The organism is Phaeobacter sp. HF9A (assembly GCF_011806385.1).
GTDB lineage: Bacteria > Pseudomonadota > Alphaproteobacteria > Rhodobacterales > Rhodobacteraceae > Epibacterium.
On record NZ_JAATOX010000086.1, the window covers coordinates 1 to 17,676 of the forward strand.

Below are 17,676 nucleotides of genomic sequence, written 5' to 3' on the forward strand. Positions count from 1 at the left end.
TATGACGCCCGCTGATGGAGGCGATCCGCCAATGGCTCGGCCCCGAGGAATGGGTCGCGGTGCGCCTTTCGCTCAGGGTGGCGATCTGGGCGGTGGCGCTGAGCCTGCCCTTTGGCGTGGCGGTGGCCTATGCGCTGGCGCGCTGGCGCTTTCCGGGCAAGCAGATCCTGAACGGGCTGGTGCATTTGCCGCTGGTGATGCCGCCGGTGGTGACGGGCTATTTGCTGCTTCTGGGCTTTGGCCCGCTGGGACCGATCGGACGGCTGTTGGAGCCGCTTGGGCTCGGCGTGGCATTTCGCTGGTCCGGGGCCTCGCTGGCGGCGGCGATCATGGGGTTTCCGCTGATGGTGCGAGCGCTGCGGCTGTCGTTTGAGCTGATCGACCCGGGGCTGGAGAAGGCCGCCGCGACGCTGGGGGCCTCTCCGGTCTGGATCTTTTTTACCGTGACCCTGCCGCTGGCGCTGCCGGGATTGCTGGCCGGGGTGCTGCTGGCCTTTGCCAAGGCGATGGGGGAGTTCGGCGCGACGATCACCTTTGTCGCCAATATCCCCGGCGAAACCCAGACCCTGCCCTCGGCGATCTATGCGCTGTTGCAGGTGCCCGGCGGCGAAGGGCCGGCGGCGCGGCTGGTGATGATCTCGATCGCTATTTCTTTTGTGGCGCTCTTGCTGTCGGAATATCTGAACCGCCGCCTGTCGGCGCGGGCGGGGCGGTCATGAGTTTCGAGATCGACATTGCCATCCGCCAGGGAGAGTTCACGCTGGAGGCGGCGTTCAGCGCGCCGCGCGGGCTGACGGTGCTGTTTGGCCGTTCGGGGTCGGGCAAGACGACGCTGATCAACGCGGTGGCGGGGCTGCTGCGGCCGGAGCGCGGCCGCATCCGCATCGGCGAGCGGGTGCTGTTTGACGCGGCGGCGCGGATTTCTGTGCCTGCGCGGCGGCGGCGGCTGGGCTATATCTTTCAGGACGCGCGGCTGTTTCCGCATATGTCGGTGCGGCGCAATCTGGACTATGGCCATCGGCTGCTGGCGACGGATCAGCGACACCCGAACCCGGATCAGATCGTTGATATGCTGGGGCTTGCGCCGCTGCTGGGGCGCATGCCGGGGCAGCTTTCAGGCGGCGAAAAGCAACGGGTGGCGATCGGCCGCGCGCTCTTGGCGCAGCCGGAGCTGGTGCTGGCGGACGAACCGCTGACCGCGCTGGACATGCCCCGCAAGGCGGAGATCCTGCCCTATTTCGAGCGGATCCGCGACGAGCTGGGCATTCCGGTGCTCTATGTCAGCCATTCCGCCGCCGAGGTGGCGCGGCTGGCAACCACGGTGGTGGTGCTGGACAAGGGGCGGGTGACCGAGGTCGGCGCGGCGAGCGAGGTGCTCTCCAATCCGCAGGTGGTGCCCACCGGCGTGCGCAATGTGGGCTCGGTGCTGCGGGCGCGGCTGGTGCGCCATCACGACGACGGGCTGAGCGAGCTGGACGCGGGCGGCATCCACCTTTTGGTGCCGCATGTGGACAAGCCGATCGGCACCGGCATGCGGCTGCGGGTCTCGGCGCATGAGGTGATCCTGGCCAATGCGCCGCCACAGGGGCTTTCGGCGCTGAATGTGCTGCCGGGCGAGGTGGTGGCGATCAAGGCGGGCGGCGGGCCCGGGGCGCTGGTCACCCTGGCCACCAATGCGGGCCGGGTCGCGGCGCGGATCACCCAACGCTCGGCCCGGGCGCTGGAGCTGCACCCCGGCGCGCGGGCCTATGCGATCATCAAATCGGTCGCCATTGCGCCCGAGGATATCGGTGGCAGCGAGGCCTATGGTCACCCTGACGATGCTTCATAGATAATATATTCTTTTCATCGAAGTCCAGCTCCGCTATAGCCGACCACCAGAGCCGCGCTAATCCAGCCGGCGGTCACTGCGGATCCGGGGCGCCATGATCGACATCCAGAACGTCAGCCTGTTCTTTGAGGCGCGCGAAGTGCTGCGAGATATCTCGCTCACGCTGACAGAGCGCCGGATCGCGATCGTTGGCAGCAATGGCAGCGGCAAGAGCAGCTTTGCGCGGTTGCTGAACGGGCTGCGGCTGCCGACATCGGGCGATATTCTGGTGGATGGGCTCAACACGCGCGATAAGGGCCGCGAGGTGCGGCGCAAGGTGGGGTTTGTGTTTCAGAATCCCGACAATCAGATCGTGTTCCCGATTGTCGAGGAAGACGTTGGCTTTGGTCTCAAGAACCTCGGGTTTTCGGCAGCGGAGCGGGCGGAGAAGGCGAAGGAGGTCTTGCGCCGCTATGGGCTGTGGCATCTGCGCGATCAGCCTTCGCATGTGTTGAGCGGCGGGCAGAAACAATTGCTGGCCATCGCCGGGGTGCTGGTGATGGAGCCGCGTTATGTGGTGCTGGACGAGCCGACCACGCTTTTGGATCTGCGCAACAAGATCCAGGTGCGCAAGGCCATCGAGGCGCTGCCGCAGACGGCCATCGTGGTGAGCCATGATCTGGATCTGGTGGCCGATTTTGACCGGGTGCTGGTGTTCGACCAGGGGCGCATTCTGGCCGATGATGCCCCCAATGCGGCGCTGCGCCGCTATGTCGAGGCAATGCAGGATGTTTGACCTTTATTGCGATGGCCATTCGCCCCTGCACCGGATGAAACCGGGCTGGAAGATCCTGGCGCTGGCGGCTGCGGGCACGGCGCTGTTTGCGGTGGATCACGTGGTGTTTTCGCTTGGCCTGCTGGGGCTGACGCTGGTGCTTTATCGGCTGGCGCAACTGCCGCTGCGCCGGGCGTGGGATCAGATCCGGCCGGTGCTCTGGGTGTTTGGGCTGATCTTTCTGGCGCAGCTGGTGTTCAACAGCTGGCAGATTGGTGTCTTTGTCATTCTGCGCTTTGCGACATTGCTGATGCTGGCGGGGCTGCTGACGTTGACCACGCGGTCCTCTGACATGATCGAGGGGATCGAGGCCGGCTTGCACCCCTTGCGGCGCGTCCTGCCTGTGGCCCGTATCAGCCTCGCGATTTCACTGACGCTGCGGTTTATCCCGGTTCTGTCACAGGTGGTGCAGGACGTGCGGGAGGCGCAGAAAACCCGGGGGCTGGAGCGCAATCTGATCGCGCTGGCAATCCCGGTGGTGATCCGCACGATTCAAACTTCGGAAGAGATCGCCGATGCGATCGACGCCCGTGGCTATTAATCCCTGACCTTTCGGCCCCCTCACAAGGATCTGCATCTCATGACAACCAAAGACACAGTTTTTATCGCCCTCTTCGCCGCGCTGACCGCGGCGTTGGGGCTGATCCCGCAAATCACCCTGCCGATGGGGGTGCCGATCACGGCGCAATCCATGGGGGTAATGCTTGCGGGGGCCATTCTGGGGGCCAAACGCGGCGGGCTTGCCATCCTGTTGTTCCTGATGCTGGTGGCGGTCGGGCTGCCTTTGCTGGCCGGTGGCCGTGGCGGGGCGGGCGTGTTTTCGGCAGCTCCGGCGGGTTCCTGATTGGCTTTCCGATCGGTGCCTATGCCATCGGCCTGCTCTATGGCCGTCGCCGCGTCGCGCGCGGCTTTGTGCCGGCACTGGGTGCGGTGGTGATCGGCGGCGTCGGCGTGGTTTACCTGTTTGGTGTGCCCTGGCTGGCGCAGGTTGCGGGGCTTACGCTGCGCGAGGCGTTTTTCGGTTCCATGCTGTTCCTGCCGGGCGATCTGATCAAGGCGGTGCTGACGGTGATCATCGCGCGCGAGGTGCGCAAGGTCTTTCCGCGGCTCTGAGTGGCGCGGCACCCTGGAAAGAAACTCGGCACGCCAGAGAGGACGTGCCGAGTTAACATAATTCACATTATCACGCAGGGCGAGCCCGCGCCGATCGCGCCTTAGGCGGCGGGCATTTTCAGGCCGAGGATCTCGCGGGCCTGCGCCCAGGTGGCCACGGGGCGTTCGTATTTGGCGCAGAGCTCTGCCGCCCGTTCGACCAGCGCCGCGTTGGAGGGCGCCAGCGTGTCGCGATCCAGCCGCACGTTGTCTTCGAGGCCGGTGCGGGCATGGCCGCCGGAGGAAATCGCCCATTCGTTCAGGATGATCTGATTGGAGCCGATCCCCGCCGCGCACCAGGGCGCATCGGTGCCAAACAGCCGTTTCACGGTGTGGATGTAGTAATCAAACACATCGCGATCCACCGGCATGGCGTTCTTCACCCCCATCACGAATTGCACATAGGGCGTGCCCGCGAGCTGACCGGCGTCGGCCATCGCGCGCGCCTTGAGGATATGGCTGAGGTCAAAGGCTTCGATCTCGGGTTTCACATCATAGGTGAGCATTTCAGAGGCCAGCCAATCAACCAGATCGGGCGGGTTCTCGTAGACGCGGGTCGGGAAGTTGTTCGACCCGACCGAGAGCGACGCCATATCCGGCGCCAGCGGCAGCATGCCGCCGCGGGTCTGCCCGGCACCGGAGCGACCGCCGGTGGAGAACTGGATAATCATGCCGGGGCAATGTTTTTCCAGCCCTTCCTTCAGCGCCGCGAATTTCTCCGGGTCGCTGGAGGGGGTTTCGTCGGCGTTGCGCACATGGGCGTGCACGATGGAGGCGCCTGCCTCAAACGCGGCATGGGTGCTCTCGATCTGTTCGCTGACCGAGATCGGAACCGCCGGGTTATTGGCCTTGGTCGGCAGCGAACCGGTGATGGCGACGCAGATGATGCAAGGTGTGCTCATGTTTAAATATCAAAGAAGACGGTTTCGCCTTCCCCCTGTATGTGGATGTCAAAACGATAGACCACCTGTCCGTCGCGGTTGTCACGCTTGGCGATCAGCGTTGCGCGGCGGTTTTCCCATTCGATCATGTTCAGAACGGGATCGGCGGCGTTGGCCTCTGCTTCATCATCGAAGTAGAGGCGGGTGTTAAGGCCGAGATTGATGCCGCGCGCCACGATCCACAGGTTGATATGCGGTGCGTGACGCTTGCCCTGCGCATCGGTGACAGCTCCCGGTTTGATGGTGTCAAAGCCCCATTCGCCACTGGCGAAATCGGTGATCACCCGGCCCCAGCCGCGAAAGCCCTCTTCGACCGGGCCGCCGCCTTCGGGGTGGGCATAGTGGCCGTCGGCATTGGCCTGCCAGGCTTCCAGCATCACGTCCTTGATCGGGCTGCCGGTGCCATCGGTCACCAGACCTTCGACGCGGATGCGTTCGCCGCCTGCGTTCGGCCCGGCGATGTCCCAGCCGAGTTCATGCTCGTAGATATCAAAACCCGCAGCACCGGGGGCCAGGCCGATATGCACATAGGGGCCAGCGGTCTGGGAGGGGGTTTCCTGTAGATAATCCAGCTTTTGCATCTCTCAGTTCCCCTCGCGGCGGTTTTCAAACATGGTGGAGCGTCGGCCCCGCAGCACGATATCAAAGCGATAGGCGATGGTATCGAGCGGAATGGTAGCATTCAAGTCCAGCTTGGCAATCAGGGCCTCGACCGCATCGGGATCGGGGATCGTATTCACGATCGGGCAGCGGGCAATCAGCGGGTCGCCCTCGAAATAGAGCTGGGTGATCAGGCGCTGCGAAAACGAGCTGCCAAAGACGCTGACGTGGATATGAGCCGGGCGCCAGTCGTTGACCATATTGCGCCAGGGATAGGCGCCGGGTTTGATGGTGCGGAAGGAATAATAGCCCTCATCGTCGGTCAGCGTGCGCCCACAGCCGCCGAAGTTGGGATCGATCGGCGCCAGGTAGGTGTCTTTCTTATGGCGATAGCGACCGCCCGCGTTGGCCTGCCAGATTTCGACCAGGGTGTTGGGCACCGGGCGGGCGTTTTCGTCCAGCACCCGGCCATGCACGATAATGCGCTCGCCGATGGGGTCGCCGGCCTCGGCGTAGTTGCGGATCAGGTCGTTGTCGAGCGCGCCGAGGTCATTGTGGCCAAAGGTCGGGCCGGTGATCTCGCCGGTGGATTGATCAAGACTGATCCGCGCCAGACGGGGCGAGCGGGCAACCGAGGTTTTATAATTCGGGGTCAGCGACGGGGGATGGCGGTCCCGGCTGCGCTGGTAATAGGTGGCGAGGGGTTTCATGTCTGGGCGTCCATCTCGTTGAAGGTTGCTTTGGCAAGTTTAATCGCATGATTGGCTTTTGGCACACCGGCGTAGACGGCCACATGCATAAAGGCCTGCATCACGTCGTCGCGGCTGGCGCCGGTATTGGCGGTGGCGCGGATATGCATCGGGATTTCCTCGAAATTCCCGGTCGCCGCCAACAGCGCCAGCGTCAGCATCGAGCGCTCGCGGCGCGAAATCGTCTCGTCCGCCCAGAGCGTGCCCCAGGCGCCTTCGGTGATGAAGTCCTGAAACGGGGTGTCAAAGGCGCTTTTGGCGGCCTCGGCGCGGTCCACATGGGCATCGCCCAGAACCGCGCGGCGGGTGGTCATGCCGCGATCATAGCGTTCAGTCATGTTGAAAACACTCAGACATTGGCGTGCTCCTCAAGGAAGGGGGAAAGGATGGCGGCATAGGCGGCGGGATCTTCGGCGCAGGGCAGATGGCCCGCGCCCTCGATCACCTCGCAGCGCGCGCCCGCAATCAGCGCCGCCGTGGCTGCGACCAGATCGGGCGGGCTGGCGCCGTCCTGGCTGCCCGCAATCGCCAGCGTCGGCAGATTGAGCGCTGCGGTGCCGGCGCTGAGGTCGGCCTCGGCGATGGCGGCGCAGCAGCCCAGATACCCCTCCAGCGGGGTGCGGTCGAGCATTGCGCCCCAAAGCGCGACCTCCGGGTTGTGACGGAAGGCGGGGCCGAACCAGCGGTCCAGGATCGCCTCGCGCAGGGTGCTGATGCCGCCCTCGCGCAGGGTCGCGATGCGTTGCTGCCACATTTCGGGGGTGCCCATCCTGGCGGCGGTGTTCGAAAGCACCAGCGCGCGGATCAGATCGGGACGGCGCGCCGCGAGGCTCTGGCCGATCATGCCGCCGATGGACAGGCCGACGAAGGTGACCGGGCCGCAGCCCAGCCCCTCGACCAGCGCCTCGGCATCGCGGGACAGATCCGCGATGCTGTAGGGGCCAGCGGGGCAATCCGACAGCCCATGGCCACGGGTGTCATAGCGAATGAAACGCAGCCCCGCAGGCAGCAGCGGCAGCAGGTGATCCCAAAGCCGCAGATCGGTGCCCAGGGAGTTGGAAAACACCACCGGCGCGCCATTGGGATCACCATCCTCGCGGATATGCAGCGTCACGTCATTTGCGGAAATCGCGCGCATCAGTAGGGCAGCCCGATGTAGTTTTCCGCCATCGCCCGCTGGGCGGCGTCATTTTCGCGCAGGAAGGCGAGTTCAGCGTTTTGCATTTTGATGTCGAACTCCGACTGATCGGGGAAGCGGTGCATCAGCGAGGAGAACCACCAGGAGAAGCGCTCCGCTTTCCAGATCCGGTCCAGCGCCTTGGCGGAATAGCCATCCAGCCCGGCATCGGAGCCAGTCTCGTAATGCTCGCACAGACCGTTGAAGAGATACTGCACATCGGAGGCGGCGGTGTTCAACCCTTTGGCGCCGGTCGGCGGCACGATATGGGCGGCGTCGCCACAGAGGAACAGACGCCCCCAGCGCATCGGCTCGGTCACAAAGGAGCGCAGGGGCGCGATGCTTTTCTCGATCGAGGGGCCGGTGACCAGCTTTTCGGCGTGTTCGGCCGGCAGGCGGCGCTTGAGCTCTTCCCAGAAGGCCTCGTCGCTCCAGTCTTCCACGGAATCGCTCAGCGGGCACTGGATGTAATAGCGGCTGAGGTTGTCATTGCGCATCGAGCACAGCGCAAAGCCACGGTCGGAGTTCACATAGATCAGCTCTTCGTTGACCGGGGGTGTTTCGCTAAGAATGCCCAGCCAGCCGAAGGGATAGACCTTTTCATATTCGCGGCGCACGTCATCGGGGATCGTCTTGCGGCTGACACCGTGAAAGCCGTCGCAGCCGGCGATATAGTCGCACTCGATCTGACGCTCCTCATCGCCGACACGATAGGTGACGCGCGGGCTGTCGCCATCGGCCCCGAGGATTTTCACATCCTCGACGTTGAATTCGATCACGCCCCCGGCTTTTTCGCGCGCCTCATAGAGGTCACGGGTCACTTCGGTCTGGCCATAGACCATGACCGGCGTGCCGGTGAGGGCGGTGAAATCAATGCGGAAGGTCTCGTCTCCGGCGCAGATCAGGGTGCCGTCATGGGGAAAGCCCTCGGCATGCATGCGATCGGCGCAGCCTGCGGCCTCCATCAGTTCGACCATGCCCTGTTCCAGCACCCCGGCGCGGATCCGGCCCAGGACATAGTCCTTGGTCTTGCGTTCCAGCACCACGCTGCTGATCCCACGTGTGTGCAAAAGCTGCGACAGCAAGAGCCCGGAGGGTCCGCCGCCGATAATGGCAACCTGAGTTTTCATGGTAGTCTCCTCGTTTGAGGCGGTAATATCATGCTTCATATGGTATCAAAAATGAGTTATATCGTAATTTGATTGCTATTATTGGTAAGTATAAAACGTGGACGTCAAATGGATCGTCGTATCAAATTCCGCCATCTTGATGCCTTTAGCGCCATTGCGCGGGAGCTGAGCCTGAAGCGCGCGGCAGAGCAGCTCCATCTGACGCAGCCCGCGATTTCGCGCAGCCTCAAGGAGCTGGAGGAAATCGTCGGCGCGACGCTGATGGATCGCAACCGGGCGGGGGTGCGGCTGACCCCGCAGGGCGAGATCTTTTTGCAGTTTGCCGAGCAAAGCACCGCCGCGCTGCGCCAGGGGTTGCGCAGCCTTCAGAACGAGAAAGCCACCATCGGGCGGTTGCGGATCGGCGCGCTGCCGAGCGTGGCCTCAGGGCTATTGGTGCAGGCGACACAGGTGTTTCTGGCGCGCAACCCGGATATGATCCTGCATGTCGAGGAAGGATCGCATGAGGCGCTGACCGGGCGGTTGCGCAGTGGCGGGCTGGATCTGGTGCTGGGGCGGCTGGGGCGGCCCGAAACCATGGATGGGCTGATCTTTCACCAGCTGCACAGCGAAGAGGTTGTTGTGGTCTGCCGGGCCGACAGCCCGGCGGCATCGGTCAAACGGTTTGAGGATCTGGATCAGTTCCGGGTGCTGTATCCGCCGCAGGGCTCGGCCATTCGGCCCCTGATTGCACGGATGCTGATTTCCAAAGGGGTGCCGCTGTTTCACGACCGGATCGAATCCGCCTCCTCCTCCTTTGGGCGGGGGATGGTGCTGTCGGATCCGAATCTGGTGTGGTTCATCAGCCGGGGCGTGATTGCCGATGATATCGCCACCGGGCGCATGGCGGTGCTGGATCTGGACACCAGCGCCACGATCGGATCGGTGGGGATCATGAGCCGGGCGGAGGAGGTGCCCTCCGCCACCAGCCGGGCCTTTATTCGCTGTATCGGGCCATCCTGAGCGCGGCCCTGCTGGCCCGGCGTTACCGGGACTGGGGGCTGCCGATGCGGTCGATCTGATCCAGCAACGCAAGGCAATGGTTGAGCGCGGCGCCCGTGGCCTCGGCCATTGGCGGCAGGGTCATCCATTCCAGCGCCCAGGCCGCGCCGGAGCGTTCCTGTTCGTGGATCATTGCCTGCGCCAGCGCGCCCTGCTGGCTGGCGGTAAAGCGCGCCAGGGTGATCATCGCCTCGGCCGCGACGGGGTTTTGCTTGTGCGGCATCGCCGAGGAGCCGCCGCCCCCGCGCAGGGCGATCTCGTCCAGCCCCTGTTGCGCCATCAAGGCGACGTCCTGGCCGATCTTGCCAAGGCTGCCAGAGACCAGCGTCAACCAATGGCCAAAGGCGACCGGGCCGCTGCGATCGCTGTGCCAGACCGGCACGAGGGACAGGCCCAGCTCCTGCGCAACCGCGCTGGCGACCGCATCAGATTTGCCTTCGGGGCTGTTGCGCAGGCCGATCGCGCCGCCGAGCTGCACCTTGGCGATCTCGGCGCGGGCATCTGCGGCGCGGTCGATCTGGCCGTCGATGGCGCGCTGCCAGGCATTGATGCGCAAGGACGCGGTGGCGGGCAAGGCCGCCTGCATGCGGGTGCGGCCCATTAGCGCGGCGCCGCCAAAGCGCTGGTTCAGCTCTGCGAGTTGTTTTGCCACCTGTTTCAGTCGGGCGGTCAGCATGTGCTCCAGCTGCAAGAGCGTTAGCGCCATGGCGCTGTCGATCACGTCCTGGCTGGTGGCGCCGCTGTGGATCGCCTTGGCGACATCCGCGTCCAGCCCGGACCGCAAGGCGCGCACGAAACCCGGCACCGGCAGCCCGTCCACCGCGCTTTCGGCGCTGAAATCCGTGCCTTCAAAGCCAATGATTGCCTGCAAGGCGGGCTCGGCCTGCGCCGCGCTGACCACGCCCGTGGTTTCCAGCGCGCGGGTCCAGGCGGCCTCAAACGCCAGCATGTGGCGGGTAAAGGCGGGGGCGGAAAAGAGCGTTGCCACCGCATCGTCGCAATACATCGGGCCAAACAGGCCGCGGGTCAGCGGGTTGGTCATGCCTCGGCTCTCGCATCTGTGGTGGCGACTTTTGCGCCCGGCGCGATGGTGGGCGGGGCGGCGTTCAGCTGGTCGATGGCAAAGCCCGCGGCTGCCTTGTATTTCGCCATAAAGGCCGCGCGCTCCTCGGCGGGGATGACATCGTCGATATTGTCAAAGGTGCCGCCGCAGCGTTCGTCCAGCAGGTTCAGAAGGCCAAAGGGCCCTGCCCCGCGATTGCGCAGGATCAGCTCGGACACCGGCGCGCAGAGCTGCGCATCATAGGCGGCGAGGGCTGCCGGGCTCACCCCCAGCGACAGCATCTGGGCGCCAATGGTGCGCGCGTCGATGATGGCCTGGCTGGCCCCGTTGGAGCCGGTGGGATACATCGCATGCGCCGCATCCCCCATCAGCGCGACGCCACCCTCCACCCAGCTGGGGATCGGATCGCGGTCGATCATCGGGTTTTCATAGGCGCAATCGGCCTGTTCCAGCATCGCGGGCACATCCAGCCAGTCATAGCGGAAGTCTTTGAAGTGATGCGCAAATTCGCTCAGCTCGATGGGGCGGAACCAGCCGTCCTGCTGCCAGCCGTCGGCATTGTCCACGGTCATCTCGGCGATCCAGTTGATCAGCGCATAGCCATCGGCGTCGGGTTTGGAGATCGGGTAGATCACCATCCGGTGGCGGTGGGTGCCAAGACCGATAAAGGAGCTCTCGGTGCGCAGGGGTTTGGCCCGCACGGTGCCGCGCCACATCAACACGCCGCCCCAGTGGATGGGGGGCTGGTTGGGATACATCTGCGCGCGAATGGCGGAGTGAATGCCGTCGGCGCCGATCAACAGCCGCCCTTCTTCAAGGCTGTTCTCGCCTTCGGCGTGGCTGATCTGTGCGGTGACGCGGCCCTCGGCCTGGCTGAAGCCGGTGACCTTTGCGCCCAGTTGCACGGCGTCCGGGCCGGCGCGCTCCAGGAGGGTGTTATAGAGCAGCATATGCAGCTTGCCGCGATGCACCGCGTATTGCGGCCAGTTATAGCCCGCGTCCAGCCCGCGCGGCTCGGCATAGACCTCGCGGCCATTGAGGCCGACAAGCGCCCATTCCTGCGCGGGCAGGCCGACCTCATCAAGCATCTCGGCGGTGAAGCCCAGATCAAAGAGTTCGCGCACCGCGTTGGGTTGCAGGTTGATGCCGACACCAAGGGGGCGCATCTCGCGGGCGGATTCGAAGACCACAAAAGGGACGCCGATCTGATGCAGGGTGAGGGCCATGGTCAGCCCGCCGATGCCGCCACCGGCGATGAGCACTTTGTCTTCTGTCACGTGTTTTGCCTTACTCGTGGGGCCGGTTACTGCAACAGCACCGGGATCTGAATTGGCCCGCGAAAGCCGAAACCACGCCAGACCACCGCATCTATATCGGGGATGGTCATATTGGGAAAGCGGTCAAACAGGGTGGGCAGCATGATATGCCCCACCGCGCGGCGCGCCACATGGGTGCCCTGACAGAAATGCGGCCCGTTGCCAAAGGACTGGTGATGGCAATCCTCGCGGTAAACGTCAAAGGCTTCGCCGTTTGACACCACATCCTCGTCGCGGTTGGCGCTGGCCTGGATGGTCATCACGGTATCGCCTTTCGGGATCAGGTGACCGCGGATTTCGACGTCCTCGGTGACCAGACGAGAGGAGGCGGAGATCGGCGCGACCCAGCGCACGCCCTCCTCGAAGGCTTTGACCCAGTCGTTGTTCTTTTTTACCTCGGCCAGTTGGTCGGGATTGGTCAAGAGCCCGTAAAGCGTGGTGTTCAGCGCGTCGCGCGGTTCGTTGATGCCGCCGCCAATGGCGATTTTGATATTGGCGTAGATCTGCTGCATCTCGATGGGATCTTCGGCATTCAGCATGACGGAGAAGGCCGAGGGGTTGGGATTGGCGCGGTGACGATCCTGCGCCTTGTCGAGCAGCGCGTGGATGGCCTCGTTGGCGCGGTCGGCGCGCTCAAAGGGGGCATCGCGCCAACCGAAATTGCCGGCGCCCTCGATCAGGGCCTGCGACCATTCCATCATGTCAGCGTCGCTGGCGTCCTCGACGCCCAGAAGCACCGCCAGCCCGCGCGCGGCATAGGCGCCGGAGAGGAGTTCGAACAGATCGACCACCTCGCCACGCGGCAGGCGGGCGACGTAGTCTTCGGCGATCTGCTGATACTTCGGCATCCATTCGGTCTGGATGACCTTGGGGTTGAAGGCGGGCGCCATCGCCATGCGCTCGCGTTTGTGTGCCTCGCCGTCCTTGCGCATCAGCGTATGCGCCCAGAAGGCGCGTTTCATCGGGGTGTTGGGATCGTCGGAGCTGAAGATCTCCGGCGTGTCCTTGACGAATTTGGTATCTGCCGCCTTGGTCAGGAGGGTGCGACCGGTGGATTTTACCCGCACCACCGGGCTCTCGGCCCGCAGCTTGCGATAGATCGGGAACGGATCGCTCTCCAGCTGCTCCAGCGTGATCGTGTCGTTAATCGGTGCAAGCTCTGCCATGTCACCCTCCTCCCTGAATGTGATAGCCTAGATTGTCTCTCCGAGAATGCGCAACGCGTTTTCCTTGAGGATCAGCGGGCGAACCTCGTCCTTGAACGGGGCCTTTTCAAAATCCGCCAACCAGCGATCCGGGGTGATCGCGGGCCAGTCGGAGCCAAACAGCATCTTCTTTTTCAGGATGGAGTTGGCGTATTTGACAAAGATCTCGGGGAAGTATTTGGGCGACCAGCCGGACATGTCGAAATACACATTGGGCTTGTGCTGGGCCACGGCCAGACCTTCTTCGGTCCAGGGAAAGCTGGGATGCGCCAGGACGATCGGCATATCCGGGAAATCCACGGCGACGTCATCCAGATGCATCGGGTTGGAATATTTCAGCCGCATGCCCATGCCGCCGCGCATGCCGGAGCCAACGCCGGTCTGGCCGGTGTGAAAGAGCGTGATCACGCCTTCCTCGGCGCAGGCTTCGAGCACCGAATAGCAGGCCTCGCGGTCATTGGGAAAGAAACCCTGCATGGTGGGATGGAACTTGAACCCACGCACGCCGAATTCGCGCACCAGGCGGCGCACCTCGCGGGCGCCCGCCTTGCCCTTGTGCGGATCCACCGAGGCAAAGGGGATCAGGATGTCGTTGTTTTCGGCGCAGAGCTGGGAGACTTCCTCGTTGGAATAGCGGCGAAAGCCGGTCTCGCGCTCGGCATCCACCGGGAAGATCACAGCCGCGATATTGCGCTCGCGATAGTAGTTGGCGGTGTCCTGCACGGTGGGCAACATGCCATCCACCCCGGCCGGATTGCGGAAATACGCGGCCATGCCAGCCTGGAACTCGTTATAGCCATCATCCCGGCAATGATTGCAGGGCTCCTCGGCATGTGTATGAAAATCAATGGCTTTCACCTTTTTGAAGTCGACCATGCCGGGGCTCCCATGCGTGTTTTGAGGTGTTGTCAAAGAATGCTATACATTAAAACTGTTTACCTATACAACAAAAACCAAGAAGAGACCGAGGGGATCAGATATGAATGATGGCACGACCCAAAGCGGCAAGGTCACACGGACCGAGATCAATGGCGATATCGCAACGCTGATTTTTGACCGGCCCGAAAAGCGCAATGCGATGAATGACGCGTTGGTGGATGAACTGGATCAGTTCTTTTCCAACCCGCCCGAGGGGGTGAATGCGGTGATTCTGCGCGGCGAAGGCGGTCATTTCTGCTCTGGCCTGGATCTGGCGGAGCACGAGCATCGCGAACCCGTTGCCGGGGTGTTTCATTCGCGCAACTGGCACCGGGTGTCGGAGCTGATCGAATTCGGCGGGCTGCCGGTGATTTCGGTGCTGACCGGTGCGGTGATCGGCGGCGGGCTGGAAATCGCGGCCTCGACCCATGTGCGCATCGCAGAGCCGAGCGTGCGGTTCCAGCTGCCCGAAGGCCGCCGCGGCATCTTTGTCGGCGGTGGCGCCTCAGTGCGGGTCGGTCGCCTGATTGGCGCGGATCGGATGCGGGAAATGATGCTGACCGGGCGCAACTACGGTGCCGAGGATGGTCTGCGTCTGGGTCTTGCGCATTATTCCGTCGAGGACGGCGAAGGGATCGACCTCGCGCATAAGCTCGCGCGCCGGATTGCGGACAATGCGCCTTTCTCCAACTATCTGATGATCAATGCGATCTCGCGCATTGGCGATATGTCGCGATCTGACGGGCTGTTTACCGAAAGCCTGGCAGCGGCCATGTGCCAGACATCCGACGGTGCCAAGGAGGGTTTGCGGGCCTTTCTTGAAAAAAGAGAGCCGAAATTTCGCTGAGGGCTTGAAGTGCCGCTCTGTTTTGGCGCTGATCGGGGGAGCGGCGGCGCAAAGACAGGGCGCGGCTGGCCATAAATAGACGCTCGTCATGGAAACTTAGGGAGGGAAACCATGAAAAGAAGAGACTTTATCAAGACCACCGCGCTGGCGGCAGCGATGCTGGCAGCGCCCGGAATTGCCAGCGCGCAAGAGGTGACGCTGCGGCTGCATCAATTCCTGCCGCCGGTTGCGACGGTGCCCGCGCAGATCCTGAAACCCTGGGGCGAGCAGCTGGAGGCGGCCTCTGACGGGCGCATCAAGGTGCAGCATTTCGACGCGATGTCGCTGGGCGGCCGCCCGCCAGAGCTGATGGACCAGGCGCGCGACGGCGTGGTGGATATGTCCATGACGCTCGTCGGCTATACGCCCGGGCGTTTTCCGCGTTCGGAGGTGTTTGAGCTCCCCTTCATGATGACCGATCCGGTGGCCACAGCCAAAGCCTATTGGGATATGGTCGAGAGCGATTTCCAGAACAATGAATATGCCGATGTGAAGGTGCTGGGCGCCTGGGTGCATGGCCCCGGCTTGATCCATTCCAAGGGCGGTGTAAACAGCCTTGAGGACATGAAGGGGCTGACCCTGCGCGGCCCGACCCGGATCATCAATGATCTGCTGTCCGAGCTGGGCGCGGAGCCGGTCGGCATGCCGCTGCCCGCGATCCCGGAGGCGATCTCCAAGGGCGTGGTCAAGGGCACCGTTATCCCCTGGGAGGTCACCCCGGCGGTGCGCCTGACGGAGCTGTTGCACAATCACACCGAGTTCTCGGGCAAAGAGGCGCTTTATACCTCCGCCATCGTGCTGGTGATGAACAAGGACAAGTACAACGCGCTGCCGGAGGATCTGAGGGCCATTCTGGACGCTGAATCCGGGGCCAAACTGTCGGCCTTTGCGTCGCAGGTCATGTGGGACGGTGACGTTCCGGCCCGCCAGATCGCGGTGGATGCCGGCAATACCATTGTCCAGCTGGACGAGGCCGAGGTGGCGCGCTGGAAAGAGGCCTCCAAACCGGTGGTCGAGCGCTGGATCGCGGATATGGACAGCAAGGGCATCGACGGCGCCGCGCTGATCGAACAGGCCAAGGCGCTGATCGCCAAACACGGCGGCTAAGGGCGCGCCAGACGATAAAAGGGGCGGGTCTTCCCGCCCCTTAGTTTCGGGGAGCGGGAGGACGCTATGTATCGGAACCTGAACCGTCTTGCGGAAGGGATCGCAACGCTGCTGGCCCTGGCCGGAGGCGGGGTGTTGCTTGTGCTTGTTGCGCTGACCTGCGTGTCGATCATCGGCCGGGTGCTGGTGCCGCTGGATGTCGGGATCGGCCCGATCCGGGGCATCTATGACATGACCGAGATCGGCATGGCGGCGGCGATCTTTGCCTTTCTGCCCTGGACCCAACTGCGCGAAGCCCATGCGCGGGTGGATCTGCTGCAACCGGTGCTGCCCCGGACCCTGGACCGGCTGCTGGATCTTCTGTTCAATATCGCCATGTTTGTCGCGGCCTTGGTGGGGACGCATCGGCTCTATCTCGGGATGCTGGACAAATATTCTTACCATGAGACCACCCTGATCGCGCAGATCCCGGTCTGGCAGGGCTATGCCGCCAGCCTTGTGGGCGGGGTCGGGTTCATTTTCGTTGCCGCATTTTGCATTCTTCGCGCCGCGCGCCGTGTCGCCGGCCTGCCGGACTAAGAGGACCCCATCATGAGCAATATCGACCTCGCCCTCTGGTCCTTTCCGATTTTGCTACTGCTGGTGTTCCTGCGCATGCCCATCGCGCTGGCGATGATTGGCGTCGGCGTGGGTGGCACCTGGCTGGTGATCGGCAGCCCGATGATGACGCTAAACCAGCTCAAGACGCTGACTTATGGGACGTTTTCCAACTATTCCTTCTCGATCATTCCGCTGTTCCTTTTGATGGGGCAGTTTGCCACCCTCTCGGGCATGTCGGCGGCGCTGTTTCGCGCGGCCGAGAGTTTTCTGGGCCATCGCAAGGGCGGTGTGGCGATGTCGGCGGTGGGGGCCTGCGCCGGGTTTGGCGCGATTTGCGGCTCCTCGCTGGCGACGGCGGCCACCATGGGCCAGGTCGCCCTGCCCGAGCTGCGCCGCTTTGGCTATCCGGGATCCCTGGCGACCGGCGCGCTGGCGGCGGGCGGCACCCTTGGCATTTTGATCCCGCCTTCGGTGATCCTGGTGATCTATGCGATCCTGGCCGAGCAGAACATCGAAAAGCTGTTCATCGCCGCGCTGATCCCCGGCATTCTGGCGGCGATCGGCTATATGATCGCCATTTCCGTCTGGGTGCATTGGTCGCCCAACAGCGCCGCGGTCAAGGAGCGGATGCCCTGGAGCGAGCGGCTGCGGGCGCTTGGCAGCGTCTGGCCGGTGGTGACGATCTTTGTCGTGGTGGTTGGCGGCATCTATACCGGCATCTTTACCCCCACCGAGGCGGCTGCGGTCGGGGCCACCGGCACCGGTCTGGCGGCGCTGGCCTCGGGCGAGATGAACCTTGCGCGTCTGAAACAGGCGATCCTGTCGACCGCCTCGGCCACCGGGATGATCTTCTTGATCGTTCTGGGCGCGGGCATCTACAACAACTTCCTGTCGCTCACCCAGCTGCCGCAAAGCGCGTCGATCTGGGTTGGCGATCAGGGCTTCTCGCCCTGGCTGATCCTGACGCTGGTGCTGATCATGTATCTGATCTTTGGCTGCGTGATGGACAGCCTGTCGATGGTGCTGCTGACGGTGCCGATCATCTATCCGATCATGTCGGTGCTGGATTTCGGCATGAGCGCCAGTGATTTTGGCCTGTGGTTCGGCATTCTGGTTCTGATCGTGGTGGAGGTCGGTCTGATCACG

Annotated in this window: 19 protein-coding genes and 1 pseudogene; 10 read left to right on the forward strand and 10 right to left on the reverse strand. The window is 63.6% G+C overall.

Going from position 1 to position 17,676, the window contains the following annotated elements:
- Positions 1–14 precede the first annotated feature (14 nt).
- From modB to HCZ87_RS14460, 5 genes and pseudogenes are all read left to right on the forward strand, one after another.
- The gene (modB, locus tag HCZ87_RS14440) at positions 15–719 is read left to right on the forward strand and encodes a molybdate ABC transporter permease subunit (protein WP_167644714.1); all 705 of its coding nucleotides are present in this window, start codon (positions 15–17) and stop codon (positions 717–719) included.
- Positions 716–1,831 (forward strand): molybdenum ABC transporter ATP-binding protein, encoded by a 1,116-nt coding sequence (gene modC, locus HCZ87_RS14445; protein ID WP_167644716.1) that lies wholly within the window; start codon positions 716–718, stop codon positions 1,829–1,831. Before modB ends, modC begins: the two co-directional genes overlap by 4 nt.
- A 94-nt stretch (positions 1,832–1,925) precedes the next feature.
- Positions 1,926–2,606 carry an energy-coupling factor ABC transporter ATP-binding protein gene (locus HCZ87_RS14450; RefSeq protein WP_167644719.1) on the forward strand — a complete coding sequence of 227 codons (681 nt, stop codon included), beginning with the start codon at positions 1,926–1,928 and terminating at the stop codon, positions 2,604–2,606.
- Complete coding sequence (locus HCZ87_RS14455; protein ID WP_167644721.1) at positions 2,599–3,186, forward strand: energy-coupling factor transporter transmembrane protein EcfT; 588 nt, start codon at positions 2,599–2,601, stop codon at positions 3,184–3,186. The genes HCZ87_RS14450 and HCZ87_RS14455 overlap by 8 nt, the downstream gene beginning before the upstream one ends.
- Positions 3,187–3,225: 39 nt before the next feature.
- Positions 3,226–3,758 (forward strand): annotated as a pseudogene (locus tag HCZ87_RS14460) (biotin transporter BioY).
- Between the two features lie 101 nt (positions 3,759–3,859).
- On the opposite strand, the gene HCZ87_RS14465 reads toward HCZ87_RS14460, so the two are convergent.
- From HCZ87_RS14465 to pobA, 6 genes are read right to left on the reverse strand one after another with little or no spacing between them, the layout of a single operon-like run.
- Positions 3,860–4,699: a 3-keto-5-aminohexanoate cleavage protein gene (locus HCZ87_RS14465; protein ID WP_167644723.1), complete on the reverse strand. Its 840-nt coding sequence runs from the start codon at positions 4,697–4,699 to the stop codon at positions 3,860–3,862.
- Positions 4,700–4,701: 2 nt separating this feature from the next.
- Complete coding sequence (gene pcaG / locus HCZ87_RS14470; protein ID WP_167644725.1) at positions 4,702–5,319, reverse strand: protocatechuate 3,4-dioxygenase subunit alpha; 618 nt, start codon at positions 5,317–5,319, stop codon at positions 4,702–4,704.
- A 3-nt stretch (positions 5,320–5,322) separates the two neighbouring features.
- On the reverse strand, positions 5,323–6,048 hold the full coding sequence (gene pcaH, locus HCZ87_RS14475; RefSeq protein ID WP_167644727.1) for a protocatechuate 3,4-dioxygenase subunit beta: 726 nt from the start codon (positions 6,046–6,048) through the stop codon (positions 5,323–5,325).
- Positions 6,045–6,425 carry a 4-carboxymuconolactone decarboxylase gene (pcaC, locus tag HCZ87_RS14480; RefSeq protein WP_167644729.1) on the reverse strand — a complete coding sequence of 127 codons (381 nt, stop codon included), beginning with the start codon at positions 6,423–6,425 and terminating at the stop codon, positions 6,045–6,047. Before pcaC ends, pcaH begins: the two co-directional genes overlap by 4 nt.
- Before the next feature lie 11 nt (positions 6,426–6,436).
- The gene (pcaD, locus tag HCZ87_RS14485) at positions 6,437–7,225 is read right to left on the reverse strand and encodes a 3-oxoadipate enol-lactonase (protein WP_167644731.1); all 789 of its coding nucleotides are present in this window, start codon (positions 7,223–7,225) and stop codon (positions 6,437–6,439) included.
- A complete protein-coding gene (pobA, locus tag HCZ87_RS14490) occupies positions 7,225–8,394 on the reverse strand; it encodes a 4-hydroxybenzoate 3-monooxygenase (RefSeq protein WP_167644733.1) in 1,170 nt (389 codons plus the stop codon). The genes pcaD and pobA overlap by 1 nt, the downstream gene beginning before the upstream one ends.
- 108 nt (positions 8,395–8,502) lie before the next feature.
- Here pobA and pcaQ point away from each other — a divergent pair, with 108 nt between their 5' ends.
- Positions 8,503–9,396 carry a pca operon transcription factor PcaQ gene (gene pcaQ / locus HCZ87_RS14495; protein WP_167644735.1) on the forward strand — a complete coding sequence of 298 codons (894 nt, stop codon included), beginning with the start codon at positions 8,503–8,505 and terminating at the stop codon, positions 9,394–9,396.
- Between the two features lie 22 nt (positions 9,397–9,418).
- On the opposite strand, the gene HCZ87_RS14500 is transcribed toward pcaQ, so the two are convergent.
- The 4 genes from HCZ87_RS14500 to HCZ87_RS14515 are packed head-to-tail and all read right to left on the reverse strand — an operon-like array spanning position 9,419 to position 13,895.
- Positions 9,419–10,477 carry a 3-carboxy-cis,cis-muconate cycloisomerase gene (locus HCZ87_RS14500; protein WP_167644738.1) on the reverse strand — a complete coding sequence of 353 codons (1,059 nt, stop codon included), beginning with the start codon at positions 10,475–10,477 and terminating at the stop codon, positions 9,419–9,421.
- Positions 10,474–11,775, reverse strand: a complete 1,302-nt coding sequence (locus tag HCZ87_RS14505) for a flavin-dependent oxidoreductase (protein ID WP_167644740.1) — start codon at positions 11,773–11,775, stop codon at positions 10,474–10,476. The genes HCZ87_RS14500 and HCZ87_RS14505 overlap by 4 nt, the downstream gene beginning before the upstream one ends.
- Before the next feature lie 26 nt (positions 11,776–11,801).
- Complete coding sequence (locus tag HCZ87_RS14510; protein WP_167644741.1) at positions 11,802–12,980, reverse strand: cytochrome P450; 1,179 nt, start codon at positions 12,978–12,980, stop codon at positions 11,802–11,804.
- Between the two features lie 27 nt (positions 12,981–13,007).
- The gene (locus HCZ87_RS14515) at positions 13,008–13,895 is read right to left on the reverse strand and encodes an amidohydrolase family protein (RefSeq protein ID WP_167644743.1); all 888 of its coding nucleotides are present in this window, start codon (positions 13,893–13,895) and stop codon (positions 13,008–13,010) included.
- 103 nt (positions 13,896–13,998) lie between these two features.
- On the opposite strand from HCZ87_RS14515, the gene HCZ87_RS14520 reads away from it, so the two are divergent.
- The 4 genes from HCZ87_RS14520 to HCZ87_RS14535 form a co-directional block, all read left to right on the forward strand.
- Positions 13,999–14,784, forward strand: coding sequence for a crotonase/enoyl-CoA hydratase family protein (locus tag HCZ87_RS14520; protein ID WP_167644744.1), 786 nt, complete (start codon positions 13,999–14,001; stop codon positions 14,782–14,784).
- 111 nt (positions 14,785–14,895) lie between these two features.
- Positions 14,896–15,930 carry a TRAP transporter substrate-binding protein gene (locus HCZ87_RS14525; RefSeq protein ID WP_167644746.1) on the forward strand — a complete coding sequence of 345 codons (1,035 nt, stop codon included), beginning with the start codon at positions 14,896–14,898 and terminating at the stop codon, positions 15,928–15,930.
- Positions 15,931–15,996: 66 nt separating this feature from the next.
- Positions 15,997–16,509: a TRAP transporter small permease gene (locus tag HCZ87_RS14530; protein ID WP_167644748.1), complete on the forward strand. Its 513-nt coding sequence runs from the start codon at positions 15,997–15,999 to the stop codon at positions 16,507–16,509.
- Positions 16,510–16,521: 12 nt separating this feature from the next.
- A partial coding sequence (locus HCZ87_RS14535; protein WP_167644750.1) for a TRAP transporter large permease occupies positions 16,522–17,676 on the forward strand: 1,155 nt, incomplete at its 3' end.

What these genes read in the sequence shown, in the direction of transcription:
- modB (WP_167644714.1), top strand. Translation starts at nt 15, where the DNA reads ATGGAGGCGATCCGCCAATGGCTCGGCCCCGAGGAATGGGTCGCGGTG.
- modC (WP_167644716.1), top strand. Translation starts at nt 716, where the DNA reads ATGAGTTTCGAGATCGACATTGCCATCCGCCAGGGAGAGTTCACGCTG.
- HCZ87_RS14450 (WP_167644719.1), top strand. Translation starts at nt 1,926, where the DNA reads ATGATCGACATCCAGAACGTCAGCCTGTTCTTTGAGGCGCGCGAAGTG.
- HCZ87_RS14455 (WP_167644721.1), top strand. Translation starts at nt 2,599, where the DNA reads ATGTTTGACCTTTATTGCGATGGCCATTCGCCCCTGCACCGGATGAAA.
- HCZ87_RS14465 (WP_167644723.1), bottom strand. Translation starts at nt 4,699, where the DNA reads ATGAGCACACCTTGCATCATCTGCGTCGCCATCACCGGTTCGCTGCCG.
- pcaG (WP_167644725.1), bottom strand. Translation starts at nt 5,319, where the DNA reads ATGCAAAAGCTGGATTATCTACAGGAAACCCCCTCCCAGACCGCTGGC.
- pcaH (WP_167644727.1), bottom strand. Translation starts at nt 6,048, where the DNA reads ATGAAACCCCTCGCCACCTATTACCAGCGCAGCCGGGACCGCCATCCC.
- pcaC (WP_167644729.1), bottom strand. Translation starts at nt 6,425, where the DNA reads ATGACTGAACGCTATGATCGCGGCATGACCACCCGCCGCGCGGTTCTG.
- pcaD (WP_167644731.1), bottom strand. Translation starts at nt 7,225, where the DNA reads ATGCGCGCGATTTCCGCAAATGACGTGACGCTGCATATCCGCGAGGAT.
- pobA (WP_167644733.1), bottom strand. Translation starts at nt 8,394, where the DNA reads ATGAAAACTCAGGTTGCCATTATCGGCGGCGGACCCTCCGGGCTCTTG.
- pcaQ (WP_167644735.1), top strand. Translation starts at nt 8,503, where the DNA reads ATGGATCGTCGTATCAAATTCCGCCATCTTGATGCCTTTAGCGCCATT.
- HCZ87_RS14500 (WP_167644738.1), bottom strand. Translation starts at nt 10,477, where the DNA reads ATGACCAACCCGCTGACCCGCGGCCTGTTTGGCCCGATGTATTGCGAC.
- HCZ87_RS14510 (WP_167644741.1), bottom strand. Translation starts at nt 12,980, where the DNA reads ATGGCAGAGCTTGCACCGATTAACGACACGATCACGCTGGAGCAGCTG.
- HCZ87_RS14515 (WP_167644743.1), bottom strand. Translation starts at nt 13,895, where the DNA reads ATGGTCGACTTCAAAAAGGTGAAAGCCATTGATTTTCATACACATGCC.
- HCZ87_RS14520 (WP_167644744.1), top strand. Translation starts at nt 13,999, where the DNA reads ATGAATGATGGCACGACCCAAAGCGGCAAGGTCACACGGACCGAGATC.
- HCZ87_RS14525 (WP_167644746.1), top strand. Translation starts at nt 14,896, where the DNA reads ATGAAAAGAAGAGACTTTATCAAGACCACCGCGCTGGCGGCAGCGATG.
- HCZ87_RS14530 (WP_167644748.1), top strand. Translation starts at nt 15,997, where the DNA reads ATGTATCGGAACCTGAACCGTCTTGCGGAAGGGATCGCAACGCTGCTG.